Raw genomic sequence first — 17,716 nt, forward strand, 5'->3', positions numbered from 1 at the left:
GGAGTCTTTCCAGTGCGATTTTTTGGCAAAAAGACCATAGTTTTGGTTGTCATCTTGTGTACCATTTTGCTCTTGGCTAGTGCTTCTGTGCACAAAAAATTTCAGTTTTCGTTTATGGATCAGGCCTTAACGACTGTTTTATCACCATTTGAGTATGTTTTTTCTCAAGTTGGTTACGGAATCCGTCATACTGTAGCAGCGACAACAGAAATTTTTACAGTGTATCAGGAAAATCAGCGCCTTAAAAGTGAAATTGAAGCAAGTCGGCAGCAAAATGCCGATATGACAGAAATTACTGCTGAAAATGATCGGTTGAAACTGATGCTTGATTATAAGAAGCAGGCAACACAGTTTGATCTTGTTGCAGCCACTGTCATTGCTCGTGATCCAGGTACCTGGACGAGTATCATTGTTATTAATAAAGGGACGAATGACGGTCTTACGAAAGATATGCCTGTCGTTACGCCCCAAGGTCTTGTCGGTAATGTTGTGCAAGTTTTTGGTTCTACGGCAAAAGTTCAGCTTCTATTAGATCCTCGCAGCGCAGTCGGCGCCTTAAATCAAAGGTCAGAATCGCGTGTTGCCGGTATTGTGGAAGGCAGTGGGGCGAATCATAATGCACCGCGTATGGTGAATTTGTCACGCGATGCTGATATTGTTGCCGGTGATCATATTGTTACATCGGGGTTTGGCGGCCTATATCCTAAAGGAATTTCTGTCGGCGACGTCATTGATATCGCGAATGATGAAGGCGGCTTGTTAAAATATGCGGTGTTAAAGCCTGCTGTTGATTTTGATCGATTAGAAGAAGTATTTATTATTGTTCACTCTCGTGAGCCTATTCCTGTTTTACCGTCGGTTAAACCGAATAGCGCTTCTGGGACCACTGCCGCCGATCCGACAGGAAAACTGTCGGAAGCTGCTAAGGATGCAGCGAAGGGAGCGGTGAAACCATGAAAATCCTTCGCTGGATCATGGTGATTATGCTGGGGTTTGTGATTCAGTGTGCTCTTTTGCCGATCATTACAATTAACGGAGTCAAGCCAGATTTGCTCATGATTATGACTTTAGCAACAGGGCTGTTGCTGGGCAAGGAAAAAGGCGTTGCTGTTGGCTTCTTTACAGGTCTTACGGCAGATCTCGCTTCAGGCGGTTTATTTGGCTGTCATGTTTTAGCGAAAATGTTGATCGGTTATGGCGCAGGCATGCTAGAACGGCAGGTTTTTAAAGAACACTTTTTACTTCCCCTGATGGCGGTCATTGTTGCGACTTTCGTGCATAATATTTTCTACATTTTTATGGTACTTCTTTTAGGATTTTCGTTTGAACTGGTTCCGTTTATAGTGTATAATTTCTTACCGCTACTTGCCTATAATGTTCTTGCTGCGATTCCAGTGCATCTTCTGATATATAAACTTAATTTAGAAGAGCTTCAGCGAGCGGATTAACTGTGACAACGGGAATATAATAGTATAGGCAATTTTTTATTAATCTGGGAAAGAGGGCTGTCATGTTAATCAAACGCACTCATCGTTTAGATGTATTTTTCATAATCATTGTTTTGGTGTTTGCCGCGCTGATTAGCCGTCTTACCTTTTTACAGATCCTGCAAGGTAAAAATTATGAGCGGCTTGCTGATGGCAATCGTATACGTTTGATTCCCATAATGGCGCCACGAGGCAATTTTTACGATCGGAACGGTAATTCGCTAGTAACAAGTCGACCAGGCTTTACAGTATCAATTATGCCAACGTCAGGACCTCTTTCTAATGAAGTGATTCAAAAATTGGCAGCGATTCTCGGTATGACTCCAGAGGAAGTACGAGCAAAAGCAAGTCAGCCAACGCAAAATTTCGAGCCAATTCGCATAAAAAATGATATTGGCCCAGATGTTGTAACGAAAATTGAAGAGCGTCGTAGCGAAATGCCTGGCGTTATGATCGAAATTCAACCGATTCGTAGCTATGTTTATAATGAATTGGCAGCTCATGTATTTGGTTATGTAAGTGAAATCAATGACGCTGAATTAGAAACAAAGAAAAAAGACGGCTATAAGATGGGCGATATTATTGGTAAATTTGGCTTAGAAAAAGTTTATGATAAGGAAATTCGTGGGGTTGACGGCGGCGATCAAGTAGAAGTCGATGTAACTGGGCGGCCTGTTCAAGTACTGGGGAAAAAAGAACCTATTCCTGGTAAAAATCTTGTGCTGACTATTGATGCTAATATTCAGAAAGCCGCAGAAGATGCGATTGATAAACAACTTGCATATTTGCAGGCTCGTACGCAATTTAAAAAGGCAAAAGCGGCCAGCGCTGTTGTTCTAAATCCTAAGACCGGCGAAATTTTAGCAATGGTATCGCGACCTACTTTTAATCCGAACTTATTTAGTACAGGGATTTCCTCAAAAGATTGGAAAGTGTTAAATGAAAATCCCTTTAATCCTATGGATAATAAAGCCATTTCTGGTGAATATCCGCCAGGGTCGACATTTAAAGTTGTTACTGGTACAGCTGCTTTGGAACTTGGTAAAGTAACACCAGAAGAAAAAATTCTTGATACAGGAAAACACTGGATTATTCCAAAGGGAAATTCGGAGGGCGAGGCTCTTGGCTGGATTAGTTTCCAAGAAGCTTTGGCCAAATCTGATAATGTTTACTTTTATGAAATGGGTAATCGGTTAGGTATTGATAATTTAGAGAAATACGCGCGAAACTTTGGTCTTGGCGTACCTACCGGGATTAATCTTCCTGGTGAAGCTGAGGGGCTTGTAGCCAATAAAGCTTATAAAGAAAAAGTATATGGCGAAGACTGGTATTTGTCGGAAACTTTTGATGCTGCAATCGGTCAGGGATTTCAATTAGCTACACCCCTTCAGGTTGCTCAGATTATGGAGCAGATTGCCAATGGGGGTCATCGCTATCGGCCTTATCTTGTGAGTAAAATGACTGGAAATAATGGTGAAACATTAAAATCTTTCAGTCCAGAAGAAACGGGTCGTGTAGATATTTCACCAAGAACGTTAAATCTGATCCGCGAATCTTTGCGCGATGTAGCAAAAGAAGGCGGTACAGCTGGTAGCATATTTCAAAACTTTCCAATTCAAATTGCTGGGAAAACGGGTACTGCCGAAAATCCCCATGGCAGTGACCATGGCTGGTTTGCTGCCTATGCTCCCTATGATGATCCCGAAGTGGTTGTAGTTGTCATGGTTGAACAAGGCGGTTTTGGTACCTCCTCGGCAGCGCCAATTGCCCGCAGTATTTTTGAAGCCGCTTTTCATTTACCGTCGCAGCCTTAATTACTGAAAGACCCGCTTATGCGGGTTTTTCTCATGGAAAAAGAATAAAATTATCAGAAGGAGATCAGCGAAAGAAAGCGAATCTTGTACCTGAGTATAATCTTTTTATTTGTTATAATGTAGGAGAACGCACTATGCGCAAAACCGTTGTTTTCAAAGGGTATCGAGATGGAATTGAACTTATTATTGATCAATCGGCTGATTTTAGCGCAATTCTCGCCCAACTGCGTACGAAACTAGAATCAGCGGCTAATTTTTTTATGGCTGGCGCTGTTGTAAAAGTACCGACAGCACCTGAGACTTTTTCCGAAAGTCAAAAAGGACAACTTTATAGCTTACTGGCGGACTATGGACTTACGATGCAAGAAGTGGTTCCTGATGAGTCTGCGGCTTTGTCTGAAAAAGAATTAGATACGTCTGATGAATTTTTGGGATCAGAAAGCTACCAAACAAATGCTCTTGTTGTGCGTAAAACTTTGCGCAGCGGGCAGGTTATAAAATATACAGGATCTGTTGTTATTTTAGGGGATGTAAATCCCGGCGCGGAAGTGGTTGCTGACGAAGATATTATGATTTTCGGTGTTTGCCGCGGCATTGTTCATGCTGGTGCCAGCGGTAATGAGGCAGCTACGATTATGGCGAATCGTCTTCAGGCAATGCAGATTCGCATTGCTGGTTTGATTGCTCGTGCGCCTGATGAGAGACTTGAGCCGCCTGGTTGCAGCGAATTGGCGCGGATTGTTGAAGGCCAAGTTGTTATTGAACCTGTAAATAAATAAGGGGGACCACGCTAGATGGGTGAAGTAATTGTAATTACATCAGGCAAGGGCGGCGTAGGAAAAACTACTACTACAGCCAATTTGGGCACAGGATTTGCGTTACTTGGTAAAAAAGTTGTACTAATTGACGCTGATATTGGGTTACGGAATCTTGATGTAGTAATGGGACTAGAAAACCGAATTGTCTATGATCTTGTTGATGTCACAGAAGGGCATTGTCGGCTGAAACAAGCTTTAATTCGTGATAAACGTTATGAGAATTTGTATTTATTGCCTGCGGCGCAGACGCGTGATAAAAATGCTGTGAATCCTGAACAAATGAAAGCGCTTTGTGCAGAGCTGATAGAGGATTTTGATTATGTGTTAATTGACTGTCCTGCTGGCATTGAACAAGGCTTTAAGAATGCGATTGCTGGTGCAGATCGCGCTATTATTGTTACAACGCCGGAGGTATCAGCAGTACGTGATGCTGACCGAATCATTGGGTTATTGGAATCAGAAGGGAAAAATGGACCTAAGTTGATTGTAAATCGGATTCGGCCGCAAATGGTTAAAAAAGGCGATATGATGGATATTGATGATATTATTGAAATCTTATCCATTGATTTATTAGGCATTATACCGGAAGATGAGTATATTGTCGTATCAACAAATCGTGGTGAACCAGCTGTTGTGAATCCAGGTTCACTTGCTAGTACAGCCTACAAAAATATTGTTCGCCGTTTGATTGGTGAAAATGTACCGTTGATGGATTTAACGGTTCATGAAGGCTTTTTAGATCGACTGAAAAAATTATTCGGTATGTAAGGAGGGTGCTTCATGCTAAATTTGCTGCAGAAAATGTTTGGACCAAGTAAAGCTTCGTCTAAAGACATTGCTAAGGAGCGCCTGCGCTTAGTTCTTGTTCATGATAGGGCTAGTGTTTCGCCTGAAGTACTTGAGCTGTTGAAAGAAGATATGATTCGTGTAATTTCAAAATACATGGATATTAATGAAGCGGAAATGGAAGTTAATTTTACGCAAGAAAGCAGCTCTGTCGCATTAATCGCGAACATTCCCGTCAATAGCATGAAACGCCGCTAAGGGCGACAGACGGGAAAGACAAATATTTATTTTTTAGATGGGGGGCATTTACCGTGCTGAGTCAACGCCTGCTCCGCAATTTGGATTATGGATTGATTACAGTTACAGTACTTTTGCTGCTTATCAGTTTAGTTATTATTGGTAGTGCGACCCATATCAATACTCCGAGTGATGACCGTTACTGGTATGTACAGCGGCAAGGTATTTTTGCTGTAGTAAATGTTTTTATTATTTTTATTATGCTGCATTTTGACTATAAGTCTTTGGGCCGTTGGGCCAATGTATTATATGGCGTTAATTTAGTTATGCTCTTAGCTGTTATGTTTTTAGGTCAATCGGCTCTTGGCGCCCAGCGATGGATTCAGATTGGGCCGATTAATTTACAGCCTTCGGAGTTTTCTAAATTGATCATGATTGTTTCGTTAGCCCATATGCTAGATAAACGAGAGGGGCATTTAAATACCTATCGGGAAATCTTACCGATTTTTGTCTATGTTGGGATTCCTTTTCTCCTTGTATTAAAACAGCCTGATTTAGGAACGGCGCTTGTCTTTGGTGCAATTCTTCTCGGAATGATTTTTATTGCCGGTGTGAGCATGAAACATCTTCTCACGTTAATGGGAGGCGCTTTAGCGTTAATGCCGATCTTCTGGCACTTTCTGAAAGATTATCAGAAAAAGCGTCTGACTGTTTTTATTGATCCGAATGTAGATCCTTTGGGATCAGGTTATCACATTATTCAGTCGAAAATTGCGATTGGTTCAGGCATGCTTTTTGGTAAGGGTCTTTTTGGCGGCACTCAAAGCCAATTGAATTTCTTGCCGGAAAATCATACTGACTTTATCTTTGCCGTCATTGGTGAAGAACTTGGCTTTATCGGTGCTGTTATTATTTTATTGTTGTATTTTCTCTTGCTTTATCGTGGTGTAAAAATAGCTGGCGTAGCCAGAGATAATTTTGGCATGATTTTGGCGACAGGAATTACCTCTATGCTGACCTTTCATGTTCTCGTAAATGTAGGTATGACGGCAGGCATTATGCCAGTAACGGGAATTCCGTTGCCACTGATGAGCTATGGTGTTAGTTCGCTTACGACAAATATGATTAGCATTGGTATACTGCTCAATATTTATATGCGGCGTCAAAAGATCCTGTTTTAATTAGTTGAATGCTATTGTTTAGAAAAATATACAAGGCTACTTGTGTATTTTTTTATTCTACGGTTAAAAAAATCCTCACTGTCATATAGTAGTAGTAAAGTTTTAAGGCAGTGAGGTGATTGGATGTTTCAGCGGTGGAAAAAGCAGTTATTGCATCGAGATTTTGAACGTGATTACTGGCCTTATGGCGAGGAACCGTCTAATTATCTCTGGCTGAAGCGGACTATAGTGGCAACAATGATTTTCTTTTGTCTGTATCTCGTGAAACTTTCTAATACAGAAGCTGGTTTTTTTCTGCTTGATGGAGCAAAACAGATTCTTACTGTGGAGACAGATTTAACGCTGTTGCAGTCAGCGGTAACTCCTTATATAACTTCGACTGTTGCGGCTATGACCGGAAAGGATTTTGCCGCCGCGTTTCGACCGATTGATCCCTTTCAATATATGATTTTTCCGGTTCATGGTCAGCTGATTGCATCCTTTGGCGCGCCGAATAAAATAGCGTCTAAAGGTGTGATTCCTGCTTCAAGCCAGCCAGCTAGCACGGGTATTGTAATTAGTGCGCCGCAGGGGACTGCTGTGCGGGCAGCCGCCCAGGGAAAGATTTCTGAAGTGAGTGGCGACATGAGCGGACGGCAAATTGTGATTCGTCATAGCGCGGAACTTGAAACGATCTATGCTGGAATGGCTGAGGTCTTGGTAAAACCGCAAGAACTAGTGTCACAGGGGCAGATACTGGGATATTTAGCGCCACGTGACAAACAAGAAGGTGCTCTGTTTTTTGAAATTCTGGTCAATGGGCAGCCGACTGATCCGTTAAGCCGACTTGTGGATAAATCCCGTTAAGGAAGGGATGCTTTTGCGCGTAGGGAGAATTGGTGATGTTACAATTCATGTTCCGTTACTCCTTCTGATATTTATCGGATTTTTTAGCGTAGTTGGTTTTGGTAGCAAAATTTTGCTTTTGCTTACTGCTTTGTTGTGGCATGAGGCCGCTCATGTTTTAGTGGCAATAAAGTTAGGTTTCCCCGTAGAAAAAGTAGAACTTACGGTATTTGGCGGCGTTGCTTTGGCGCCCAGTCTAGGTGAGGCTGCGGTTCTCGAAGAGTGCCTTGTAGCAGCTGCTGGGCCCTTAGCGAGTTTTTTTTTGGCGGGCGTCGTTTTTTTATTGTTGCATCAAATCGCTTCTGAGTTACTTTCCTTTTATTTTACGGTAAATTTATCGCTAGCTTTGTTTAATTTATTACCAGGCCTGCCGCTTGATGGCGGGAGGATTTTTCGCTCTCTATTGGCTTTAACACTAGGCTATAGCCGTGCTACGGTCTTTACCATTACCGTGAGTCGCTTTATTGGCTACTTCTTAGTCATTCTCGTAGGGTATGAATTTTACTATGTCCATACCATCAATTTAACTTTTTTACTTGCCGCTTGTTTTTTGCAGAAAGCGGCTAAAGCGGAATCAATTACAGCTTCGCTGCGAACAATGCGCCTGCTTGCCTTTAAAAAAGAGCGTATGAAGCGGCTTGGCTGTTTGCCATTACGGCAGTATACTGTATTAAGCCGACTCTCTGTAAAGCGTTTATTACCGCTCTTTCAACCGGATGTGTATCATGAACTCATTATTGTTGATGAACAATGGCATGAAGTCGGTAAGATTTCTGAAGCAAGGTTATGGTTTTTGATTCAGCAAAAAGGTATAAGTCTTTCCTTCGAAGAGCTGCTAAGAGAATAGCAGAAAATGATTATCTTTGAGATGAAAGTGCTATATGATTCTAATTAGGAGGTCTTTTATGATTACTTTGGATCCTGCATTATTAAGTAAGGTGACAAAACCAGCTCGGTATACGGGTTATGAACATAATAGTATTATTAAAGAGCATAGTTCAATTGATGTGACCTTTGCCCTCGCTTTTCCCGATATTTATGAAGTTGGGATGTCTTACTTAGGTTATAAGATTCTTTATCATATTTTGAATAAGCGTTCTGATACGGCGGCTGAACGTGTTTATGCGCCCTGGGTCGATATGGAACAGGAAATGCGGCAGCGAGAAATTCCGTTGTTTAGCCATGAAACCTTTACGCCGCTTTATGAATTTGATCTGCTTGGCTTTACGCTTCAGTATGAGATGAGTTATACCAATATATTAAATATGTTGGATCTTGGTCGGATTCCGCTACGGTCAGAGGCAAGAACCTTAGAACATCCCTTTGTGGCTGGCGGCGGTCCTTGTGTTTATAATCCTGAGCCTTTAGCGCCATTTTTTGATTTCTTTATTATCGGTGAAGGCGAAGAAGTGATTGAAGAAGTTGTTGCTGTTTATAAAGAGTGGAAACTTGCCGGTAAACAAGGAGGCCGTTTAGGCTTTTTGCGTTTAGTTAGTAAGCTTGCGGGAATTTATGTGCCGTCTTTTTATGAAGTAACTTATTTGGCTGACGGCCGTGTTGACGCAATCAACGTCATAGAGAAAAATGCGCCAACAACGATTGCTAAGCGTGTTGTCTGTGATCTCGAAAGCATTGATTATCCCACAAAGCCTGTCGTACCTTATACGGAAATTGTCCATGACAGAGTCATGTTGGAACTTTTCCGCGGCTGTACACGGGGCTGTCGTTTTTGTCAGGCGGGCACGATTTATCGGCCCGTACGGGAGCGAAAACTAGAAACCTTAGTCCGCTTAGCCAAAGAACAGATTGCTTCGACTGGTTATAATGAAATTTCTTTGACTTCTTTAAGTTCAGCCGACTATTCGCAACTGCCGGCATTAATTGAAATTTTAACTAAGGATTTAAAAGAGGACAAAGTCAGTGTTTCGTTGCCGTCGCTGCGTCTTGATAGTTTTTCGATTGAGTTGGCGAAAAAAGTGCAGCAAGTCCGCAAAAGCGGTTTGACCTTTGCGCCAGAAGCAGGTACGCAGCGGTTGCGTGATGTAATTAATAAGGGTGTTACCGAAGAAAATCTAATGGAAGCCGTTGGCGCTGCTTTTCGCTCAGGGTGGACAAGCGTTAAGCTATACTTTATGATCGGACTGCCAACGGAAACAGATGAGGATATTAAGGGGATTGCCGACCTTGCGTATAAGGTAGTCCGTCTCTATCAAACAATTAAAGGTCGACGCGGGGCTAAAGTGACTGTGAGCGTGTCTTCTTTTGTACCGAAATCGCAGACGCCTTTTCAGTGGTTCGGTCAGAATACCTTGGAAGAAATTCAAAGAAAACAGCAGCTGCTGCGCAGTTTTATTAAGGATCGCAGCATTACTTATAATTATCACGAAGGGCCTGTCAGTATGCTGGAAGGCGTTTTTGCCAGAGGCGATCGCCGTTTAGGCGAAGTCCTGTATCAAGCATGGCAAGGCGGTGCGAAGTTTGATAGTTGGTCAGAACAATTTCGTCCTCAAGCCTGGCAAGACGCTTTTAATGAATGTGCTTTAGATCCTGATTTTTACAATCATAGGACGCGTGAAGCCGATGAAGTTTTACCTTGGGATATTCTTAGCCCTGGGGTGCATAAAGACTTTTTGTTGGCGGAATACAGCAAAGCCTGTGCTGAGACTTTGACTGTCGATTGCCGCCGGGAACTGTGCGGTGTCTGCGGCGTTTGTCAGGATCTTAAGGTGAACGTGATTGATTGGAGTGACGAAAAATGAAGCTGCGCTTTCAGATTACTAAAGAAGAAGAAATTCGATTTATTTCCCACTTAGATTATACGCGTACGATCGAACGGGCGCTGCATCGGGCAAAACTGCCGATGGCTTATTCAGAAGGCTTCAATCCGCATATGAAATTTTCTTTTGCATCCGCTCTCGCTGTGGGAACGACAAGCAGCGGCGAGTATCTTGATATTGAATTAACGAAAGAGTTACCGTTACGAGATGTTGTTGCTGCTTTGCAAAACGCTTTGCCGCGCGGCATTTCTCTCCTTCAGGGAAAGGCGATGAAGCCGCCTGTGCGGGCCCTTATGGCTGTCGTTAATTTGGCTGTTTATGATATCGTTATTCCGTCTTCCGTAGACCTAGATTTTCCATGGGAAGCAGCACAGCAAGCGGTAGAAGCTTTTACGAAAGATCCTATTGTTTTTTATACGAAGCTAAAGAATAAAGGGCCCGCCAAGGAGATAGACTTAAAAGAATTTATTGCCGCAAAGCCACGCTTAACAAGGGAAGCGGACAAGGTGATTTTAACACTAGCCCTCCATATTAAACCGACTGGCAGCGTAAAAGCGGAAGAGGTTTTAGCTGCGCTAATTGCTCAGTACGGTTTTCCAGCCGAAGAAAAACAAGCATTAATTCATCGTCAGGGACTCTTTATTTTGGATAAGGGCCAGAAACTGACCCCTTTAGATTTGTAAAGGAGGTGAAGGACCTGTGAAAAAGCAGATCCTTGTGGATATTTGGCCGGAAGAAACGCGTATGGCCCTACTGGAAGCCGGACAACTGGCGGAAGCGGTGATTGAAAGAGTTTCTTTTAGTCATCTTGTGGGCAATGTATATAAGGGAAAAGTGAAGAATGTCTTACCAGGCATGCAGGCGGCCTTTATTGATATTGGCCGTGAAAAAAACGCTTTTCTCTATGTAGGTGAACCAAATAAGGCGCCGCAAGAATACGGCAGCCGGGTTTTAAAGCCTACAGTCGGTCAAGATCTTTTGATTCAAATCTTAAAAGATGAAATTGGGACAAAAGGGCCGCGGGCGACAACTCATATTTCGCTGCCAGGTCGTTATGTAGTACTGATGCCGACGGTTTCTTATATCGGAATATCCCGTCGCATTGAAGATGCGGCAGAAAAAGAACGGCTACGAGGACTGGCAGAGCAATTAAAACCTGCTGACATGGGGCTTATCGTTCGAACCGTAGCAGCAGGTCAAAGTGAGGCGGTACTTGCCAAAGATATCGCCTATTTGACGAGTTTGTGGCATGCAATTTCGGCGCGGGCTAAAATCACTAAGTCACCGGCGCTGTTGTATCACGACGCGGATCTCGTGATTCGTCTGGTGCGGGATTCCCTTGATGACACAATTGAAGCCTTTGTAGTGAACCACAAGCAGGCCTATGAACGAGTCATTGATCTTGTTCGATTTATGTCGCCTAATTTACTGGATCGAATTCACTATCACGAAGGTAATCAGAGTCTGTTTAACGTCTATGGTGTTGAAGAGTCCATGGAACGAATCGGGCAAAGAACTGTAGAATTGCCGTCAGGCGGTTATATTGTCATTGATAAGACGGAAGCACTTACTGTAATTGATGTAAATACCGGTCGATTTATTGGACGGACAAGTTTAGCCGATACAGTGTTGACAACGAATTTAGAAGCGGCGGCGGAAATTGCCAGGCAGCTAAGGCTGCGTGATATTGGCGGCATTATTATTATTGATTTTATTGATATGGATAAGACCGAAGATCAGCAACAAGTTCTTAGTGCGTTAGAGCAGCATTTAAAGCAAGATCGGACCAAGACGAATATTTTAGGTCTGACGCAGCTAGGCCTTGTGGAAATGACCCGAAAAAAGACGCGGCAGAATGTGGAATCGACGTTGTTTACGCCTTGTCCTTGCTGCAAGGGCCGTGGCCGCATTCCTTCGCCGGAAACAGTGGCGCTTCGCATTAAGCGGAAATTGCGTAATTTGGCTGCACAATCTGTTTTAGCGGGAAATGTGAGAATTCAAGTTCATCCAGCGGTAGCAGCCATCTTATCAGAAAAAGAAGCCTTAACTGAACTGGAGACGGCGATTTGTCGCAAAGTTTTGCTGGAAACGGTAGATTCTTTTGATTTTGCTTCCTTTTCGCTCCTTTATGATGAAACGTAGACTTTTGTTTGACAAGAAAAGGGGCTTGTGTTAAAATTTAATTCTGTAGACGGCTGTTTTATAGTCGTTCTTCCTAAACCGCTCGACAAAGGTTATAAATCCGTTAAGGTACCCTACTCGGCGAGTCGAATATAAGGGAGGTGTAATGGATGTACGCAATTATCAAAACTGGTGGCAAGCAGTATCGCGTTGCTGAAGGTGATGTTGTAACAATTGAAAAATTGGACGTAGCTGCAGGCGAAACTGTTGCTTTTGATTCTGTTTTAACAGTTGTTAAAGAAGGCGAAGTTTTGATCGGCAAACCTTTCGTAGCTGGTGCAAAAGTATCGGCTAAAGTTGTTGATCATGGCAAAGATAAAAAGATTCTTGTTTTCAAATACAAAGCAAAATCAAACTATCGTCGTCGTCAAGGTCATCGTCAACCTTTTACTAAGGTTGTTATTGAAAAGATTGAAGCATAATGATTTCGATAGAAATATTTTATTTAGCTGGTCAAATCAAACGATTTTCTGTAGCGGGGCATGCTAATGTAGCGACTCGCGGGAAAGATATTGTTTGTGCCGGTGTATCGGCTTTAACGCAGTCAGCCGTACTTGGACTTATGAATCACTTGGAGCGCGAGCTTGATTTGCAAGTGGCGGAAGGGCAGCTTGACTGTACTTTACGAGAAGTTCCTGATGATCTGACAGAAGCGGTTTGCCAGACTATGCTTTTGGGATTGAAAGAAATTGCAAAAATTTCTCCCAAAAGTGTTCGAATTATAGAACACAGGAGGTGAAGACATGTTTACTTTTGACTTACAGTTATTTGCTCATAAAAAAGGGGTAGGTAGTACCCGTAATGGTCGTGACAGTGAAGCAAAACGCTTGGGTGTAAAACGTCAGGCTGGTGAAGTTGTTACGGCAGGAAGCATTCTCGTTCGTCAAAGAGGAACTCATTTCTACCCTGGTAAGAATGTGGGAATCGGCAGCGATGATACGCTTTATTCATTGATTGAAGGAAAAGTTGCTTTTGAACGCAAAGGCCGCTTGAATAGACAAGTCAGTGTCTACAAAGTGGAAGAAGCAATCTAATACTTAAAAAAGCGCCTGCAACGTCTCTGGTTGCAGGCGTTTTTTAATAATAAAACAAAAATAGCGATTTTTAGGAGACTGACAGGAAATTACGTCCAAGAAGCCGAAATTTTCATCTAATGGTGAATAAGGAGGCTTTACTTATGGATTTAACGCTTCCCGAGGGTGTTTGCCCTGAAATAGTTCGGCTGCTTCGGGCGCAGCGTCATGACTTTGTGAATCATCTGCAAGTAGCTCATGCGCTATTGCAGCTTGGCAAAGCCGATCAGGCTCAAGCTTATCTCGAAAAAGTGGCGCAAGATACGAATATGGTCAATGAAACGCTGCGGCTTCACTACAAAGGGGATCTTTGCTGCAAAGGGGAAAAAGAGTAATTTTTTCTTTATTGGCAAATAGTAAGACCTAGCAAGCAGAGTTAGTGCTTGACCATTGCAATTTAAAGGAGAATTATCATGTTTATCGATAAAGCAAAAATTACCGTCTTGGCCGGCGATGGCGGCAATGGCATGTCCAGTTTCCGCCGGGAAAAATTTGTGGCGAAGGGCGGCCCTAATGGCGGTGATGGCGGCCGCGGCGGCAATGTAATCTTTGTGGTGGATTCTAATATGAATACACTCATTGATTTTCGCTATCGTCGTAAGTTTAAGGCTGAGCGCGGCGCCAATGGCCAGACAAGCAATATGCATGGTCGTGGTGCAGAAGATTTATATGTAAAAGTACCGCGCGGTACTATTGTAAAAGAAGAAGAAACCGGCCGTATTTTGGCTGATTTAACAGAAATAGGCCAAGAAGCAGTTCTCGCAAAGGGTGGTCGCGGTGGCCGTGGTAATGCTCGCTTTGTCAGCAGCACCCATCAAGCGCCGACTTTTGCTGAAAAAGGCGAACCTGGCGAGCAGAAAAATCTGCTGCTAGAGTTGAAGCTGTTAGCTGATGTGGGCCTATTAGGCTATCCTAGCGTTGGCAAATCGAGCATCTTGGCCAGTGTTACGGCAGCAAAACCGGAGATTGCCTCTTATCATTTTACGACACTCATTCCAGTTCTTGGCGTTGTACGTCTGCAAGAAGGAGCGAGCTTTGTTTTAGCTGATATTCCAGGCTTGATTGAAGGCGCTCACGAGGGAGTCGGCCTGGGACACGAGTTTTTGCGCCATGTAGAACGGACCAAAGTGCTCATTCATGTTCTTGATGCAGCGGCGCTGGATGGACGTGATCCCCTCGAGGATTTTGTGAAAATTAATCAAGAGTTGCGTTTATATAGCGAACGTCTGGCGAAACGACCGCAGCTTATTGCTGCTAATAAGGTAGACTTGCCGGAAGCCGCGGAGAATTTGGCACGGATTACCACTGAGCTTACGGCACAAGGCTATGAAGTGTTTCCTGTATCGGCTGCTACGGGCGAAGGAATGGAGCCGCTGTTATGGCGGGCTATGCAGCTTGTCGAAAGCTATGTAGAAGAACCGGAAGCTCTAACCGAGACGATTCTCTATCAGCCGGAAGATGAAGATGCGATTCAGATTAGTCGGACTGATGATGGCGCTTTTGTTGTGTCAAATCGAGAAATTGATAAAATGGTAGCAATGATTAACTTTGATGATGATGAAGGCCTAAGACGTTTTCAATTGGCCTGGCGCCGCTTAGCTGTTGATGAGGCTTTGAAGGCTAGAGGGATTAAAGAAGGCGACACAGTTCGTATTCGCGATATGGAGTTTGAATTTAAGGAGTAGGTGAAGAAAGTTTGTCAGAAATTATATTAACAGGAAAGCAAAAACGTTATCTTCGGTCTTTAGGAATGGATTTAGATCCGATCGTACAATTAGGCAAGGGCGGTATTGCTGAATCGGTAGTAATCAGTGCAAAGCAGGCGCTTACCGCTAGAGAACTTGTTAAAGTCCGGGTGTTGCAAAACAGTCCTCTAGATCCTAGTGATGCAATCTATGAACTCGGCGAGGCTACTGGCGCTCTAGTTGTTCAGGTAATTGGCCGTAATGGTCTTTTATATCTGCCTAACGAAGAAAAGCCTGTTATCACTTTACCCTAAGGGAATGTCAGCGCTAAAGGAGATCTTTATATGGTAACAAGAGCAGATTTGTCAAAGGCGAGGCGGATTGTTGTTAAACTGGGTACAAGCACCTTGACTTATGAAAATGGCAAGTTGAATTTGTTTCGTATAGAAAAACTAGTTCGTGAATTGGCTGATTTAGCCAACCAAGGCAAGGAAATGATCTTAGTAACCTCTGGTGCTGTCGGTGTTGGTATGGATCGGTTAGGGCTTATAGAAAAGCCCAAAACGATCCCGGAAAAGCAAGCTGCGGCGGCTGTGGGGCAAGGGATTTTAATGCATGTTTATGAAAAAATCTTTGGTGAATACGGGCAAACAGTAGCCCAAGTACTGCTTACAAGGGAAGATTCCGTCAATCGGCGTCGTTATGCCAATTCGCGTAGCAGTCTCTTAACGTTGCTAAAGATGGGAGTTATTCCTGTCATCAATGAAAATGATGCTGTTGCTGTAGATGAGCTTAAGATCGGCGACAATGATACGCTTTCGGCTACGGTCGCTGGCCTTGTCGATGCGGATTTACTAATCATCTTATCTGACGTAGAAGGTGTTTATACGGAAAACCCTGCCGTCAATCCGGCTGCTCGACTGATTGGTGAAATTGCTGATATTACGCCGGAAATAGAAGCTCTTTCTGGAGAACCGGGGTCGCTGCGCGGTACTGGCGGTATGTATACGAAGATACAAGCAGGCAAAATTGCTATGAATAGCGGTGTGTCCATGGTGATTGCTTTAAGCAGTCGTGACGGTGTGATTCGCGATATTTTGGTGGGAAAGGCCATTGGAACGCTGTTTTCCCCGAAAGAAAATAGTCTTCATGTAAGAAAACGCTGGCTGGCTTTTGGTTCGCGCCTTTATGGCTCGGTAACGATTGATGCTGGCTGTGAAAAGGCTTTATTAGCTGGTTCAAGTTTGCTTGCTGCGGGGATTCTTGCCGTTAGCGGTGATTTTGAACAAGGCAATACCATTCGCATTGTAAATGAAAGCGGTCGCGAAGTGGCGCGTGGTCTTGTAAATTATAACAGTAGTGATCTTGATAGCATTAAAGGCTGTCATAGTCACGAATTTTCTTCTGTATTAGGTTCTAAACCGTATGATGAAGTCATTCATCGCGACAATCTGGCTTTGTTGGTATAATATACAAAAAAGGAGCAGAGGGAGTCATGGAGCGAGAGTTAGAAGAACAAGCAAAACAGGCGAAAGCGGCTGCCAGAAAGTTGGCTGTCATTTCATCTGAAATGAAAAATCAGGCGCTGCTTCAGATGGCTGATGCTCTATTAACAGAGCAGGCGGCTATTTTTGCCGCCAATGAACAGGATTTGACACAAGGCAGGGCCAACGGTCTCAGTGAGGCTTTATTAGACAGGCTTCGCCTTGACGAAGGCCGTCTTCAGGCTATGGCTGACGGCCTTAGACAGTTAGCGGCTTTATCTGACCCGATAGGTGAAACCCTTTCGGTGCAGCGGCGTCCTAACGGCTTGGAAATTCGTCAAGTCCGCGTTCCACTCGGTGTGATCGCGATGATTTATGAAGCAAGGCCTAATGTAACGGTTGATGCGGCGGGAATTTGCTTGAAAACGGGAAATGCTGTTGTTTTGCGGGGGGGATCGGAAGCCTTTGCTTCCAATCAAGCTTTGGCGAAAATTTTGGTTACAGCCGCCGAAGCGGCAGGGATTCCTCAAGGCGCGATTTCTCTTGTTGCAACGACAGACCGTCAAGCTGTGCAGCTGCTGCTTAAAATGAATCGCTATATTGATGTGATTATTCCCCGCGGCGGCGCCGGACTCATTCAAACCGTAGTGCAAAATAGTACAGTACCAGTCATTGAAACAGGCACAGGCGTCTGCCACACTTTCATTGATGAGTCGGCTGATCTTATGATGGCTACAGAAATTGCTTTTAATGCGAAAGTGTCGCGTCCTGGCGTTTGCAATGCTATGGAAACCCTTTTAGTTCATAAGAATATTGCGGACGCATTCTTGCCGCTCATGCTTAAACGCTATCGCGAAGCTCAGGTAGAACTACGGGGCTGCGAAATGACACAGCGCTATGATTCCCAGGTGAAAGCAGCAACGGCAGAAGACTGGGCTACGGAATATCATGATTATATCTTATCAGTCAAAGTTGTGGCCGATCTGGAAGAAGCTTTAGAACATATTGCCAAGTATAGTACGGGCCATTCTGAAGCGATCGTAACAACCAATTATTTTCAGGCTCGTCGTTTCCAGCGGGAGGTTGATGCTGCAGCTGTGTATGTGAATGCTTCCACTCGCTTTACCGATGGCGGTGAATTTGGTTTTGGCGCCGAAATTGGCATTAGTACACAAAAGCTTCACGCGCGCGGTCCCATGGGATTGAAAGAAATGACGAGTACAAAGTACTTGATTGATGGTGACGGACAAATTCGCTAGACTTTCGTATAAAAGCAGACAGTTTTTCGCTGAAAAGCGGGATTTTGTC

The 17,716-nt window shown here is 43.7% G+C and carries 20 protein-coding genes; all 20 read left to right on the forward strand.

Going from position 1 to position 17,716, the window contains the following annotated elements:
* Nucleotides 1-12 precede the first annotated feature (12 nt).
* Complete coding sequence (gene mreC / locus AC0MXB_RS02890; protein ID WP_474038088.1) at nt 13-957, forward strand: rod shape-determining protein MreC; 945 nt, start codon at nt 13-15, stop codon at nt 955-957.
* Nucleotides 954-1,448, forward strand: a complete 495-nt coding sequence (gene mreD, locus AC0MXB_RS02895) for a rod shape-determining protein MreD (protein WP_474038089.1) — start codon at nt 954-956, stop codon at nt 1,446-1,448. The genes mreC and mreD overlap by 4 nt, the downstream gene beginning before the upstream one ends.
* 62 nt (nt 1,449-1,510) lie before the next feature.
* The gene (gene mrdA / locus AC0MXB_RS02900; RefSeq protein WP_474038090.1) at nt 1,511-3,301 is read left to right on the forward strand and encodes a penicillin-binding protein 2; all 1,791 of its coding nucleotides are present in this window, start codon (nt 1,511-1,513) and stop codon (nt 3,299-3,301) included.
* A gap of 134 nt (nt 3,302-3,435) precedes the next feature.
* Nucleotides 3,436-4,080, forward strand: coding sequence for a septum site-determining protein MinC (minC, locus tag AC0MXB_RS02905; protein WP_474038092.1), 645 nt, complete (start codon nt 3,436-3,438; stop codon nt 4,078-4,080).
* A 15-nt stretch (nt 4,081-4,095) separates the two neighbouring features.
* Nucleotides 4,096-4,887 (forward strand): septum site-determining protein MinD, encoded by a 792-nt coding sequence (gene minD / locus AC0MXB_RS02910; protein WP_474038094.1) that lies wholly within the window; start codon nt 4,096-4,098, stop codon nt 4,885-4,887.
* Nucleotides 4,888-4,899: 12 nt separating this feature from the next.
* A complete protein-coding gene (minE, locus tag AC0MXB_RS02915; protein WP_474038096.1) occupies nt 4,900-5,163 on the forward strand; it encodes a cell division topological specificity factor MinE in 264 nt (87 codons plus the stop codon).
* A gap of 53 nt (nt 5,164-5,216) precedes the next feature.
* Nucleotides 5,217-6,323 carry a rod shape-determining protein RodA gene (rodA, locus tag AC0MXB_RS02920; protein WP_474038097.1) on the forward strand — a complete coding sequence of 369 codons (1,107 nt, stop codon included), beginning with the start codon at nt 5,217-5,219 and terminating at the stop codon, nt 6,321-6,323.
* Between the two features lie 123 nt (nt 6,324-6,446).
* Nucleotides 6,447-7,169, forward strand: a complete 723-nt coding sequence (locus tag AC0MXB_RS02925) for a murein hydrolase activator EnvC family protein (RefSeq protein ID WP_474038098.1) — start codon at nt 6,447-6,449, stop codon at nt 7,167-7,169.
* Between the two features lie 13 nt (nt 7,170-7,182).
* Nucleotides 7,183-8,055, forward strand: coding sequence for a site-2 protease family protein (locus AC0MXB_RS02930; protein WP_474038100.1), 873 nt, complete (start codon nt 7,183-7,185; stop codon nt 8,053-8,055).
* A gap of 58 nt (nt 8,056-8,113) precedes the next feature.
* Nucleotides 8,114-9,967, forward strand: coding sequence for a TIGR03960 family B12-binding radical SAM protein (locus tag AC0MXB_RS02935; RefSeq protein ID WP_474038101.1), 1,854 nt, complete (start codon nt 8,114-8,116; stop codon nt 9,965-9,967).
* Nucleotides 9,964-10,668, forward strand: coding sequence for a TIGR03936 family radical SAM-associated protein (locus AC0MXB_RS02940; RefSeq protein ID WP_474038102.1), 705 nt, complete (start codon nt 9,964-9,966; stop codon nt 10,666-10,668). Before AC0MXB_RS02935 ends, AC0MXB_RS02940 begins: the two co-directional genes overlap by 4 nt.
* 16 nt (nt 10,669-10,684) lie before the next feature.
* Nucleotides 10,685-12,127, forward strand: a complete 1,443-nt coding sequence (locus tag AC0MXB_RS02945; RefSeq protein ID WP_474038104.1) for an Rne/Rng family ribonuclease — start codon at nt 10,685-10,687, stop codon at nt 12,125-12,127.
* Nucleotides 12,128-12,276: 149 nt separating this feature from the next.
* Nucleotides 12,277-12,588, forward strand: coding sequence for a 50S ribosomal protein L21 (gene rplU, locus AC0MXB_RS02950; RefSeq protein WP_474038105.1), 312 nt, complete (start codon nt 12,277-12,279; stop codon nt 12,586-12,588).
* Nucleotides 12,588-12,905, forward strand: coding sequence for a ribosomal-processing cysteine protease Prp (locus tag AC0MXB_RS02955; protein WP_474038106.1), 318 nt, complete (start codon nt 12,588-12,590; stop codon nt 12,903-12,905). Before rplU ends, AC0MXB_RS02955 begins: the two co-directional genes overlap by 1 nt.
* Nucleotides 12,906-12,909: 4 nt before the next feature.
* Nucleotides 12,910-13,200 carry a 50S ribosomal protein L27 gene (rpmA, locus tag AC0MXB_RS02960; RefSeq protein WP_474038107.1) on the forward strand — a complete coding sequence of 97 codons (291 nt, stop codon included), beginning with the start codon at nt 12,910-12,912 and terminating at the stop codon, nt 13,198-13,200.
* A gap of 143 nt (nt 13,201-13,343) precedes the next feature.
* Nucleotides 13,344-13,574, forward strand: a complete 231-nt coding sequence (locus AC0MXB_RS02965) for a Spo0B domain-containing protein (RefSeq protein ID WP_474038108.1) — start codon at nt 13,344-13,346, stop codon at nt 13,572-13,574.
* 78 nt (nt 13,575-13,652) lie between these two features.
* A complete protein-coding gene (obgE, locus tag AC0MXB_RS02970) occupies nt 13,653-14,924 on the forward strand; it encodes a GTPase ObgE (protein ID WP_474038110.1) in 1,272 nt (423 codons plus the stop codon).
* An 11-nt stretch (nt 14,925-14,935) separates the two neighbouring features.
* Nucleotides 14,936-15,238: a YhbY family RNA-binding protein gene (locus AC0MXB_RS02975; RefSeq protein WP_474038112.1), complete on the forward strand. Its 303-nt coding sequence runs from the start codon at nt 14,936-14,938 to the stop codon at nt 15,236-15,238.
* Nucleotides 15,239-15,268: 30 nt separating this feature from the next.
* A complete protein-coding gene (proB, locus tag AC0MXB_RS02980) occupies nt 15,269-16,393 on the forward strand; it encodes a glutamate 5-kinase (RefSeq protein WP_474038114.1) in 1,125 nt (374 codons plus the stop codon).
* A 26-nt stretch (nt 16,394-16,419) separates the two neighbouring features.
* Nucleotides 16,420-17,667 carry a glutamate-5-semialdehyde dehydrogenase gene (locus AC0MXB_RS02985; RefSeq protein ID WP_474038115.1) on the forward strand — a complete coding sequence of 416 codons (1,248 nt, stop codon included), beginning with the start codon at nt 16,420-16,422 and terminating at the stop codon, nt 17,665-17,667.
* The last annotated feature ends 49 nt before the right edge of the window (nt 17,668-17,716 follow it).

The sequence above is a fragment of the Pelorhabdus sp. sgz311001 genome, from assembly GCF_055901755.1.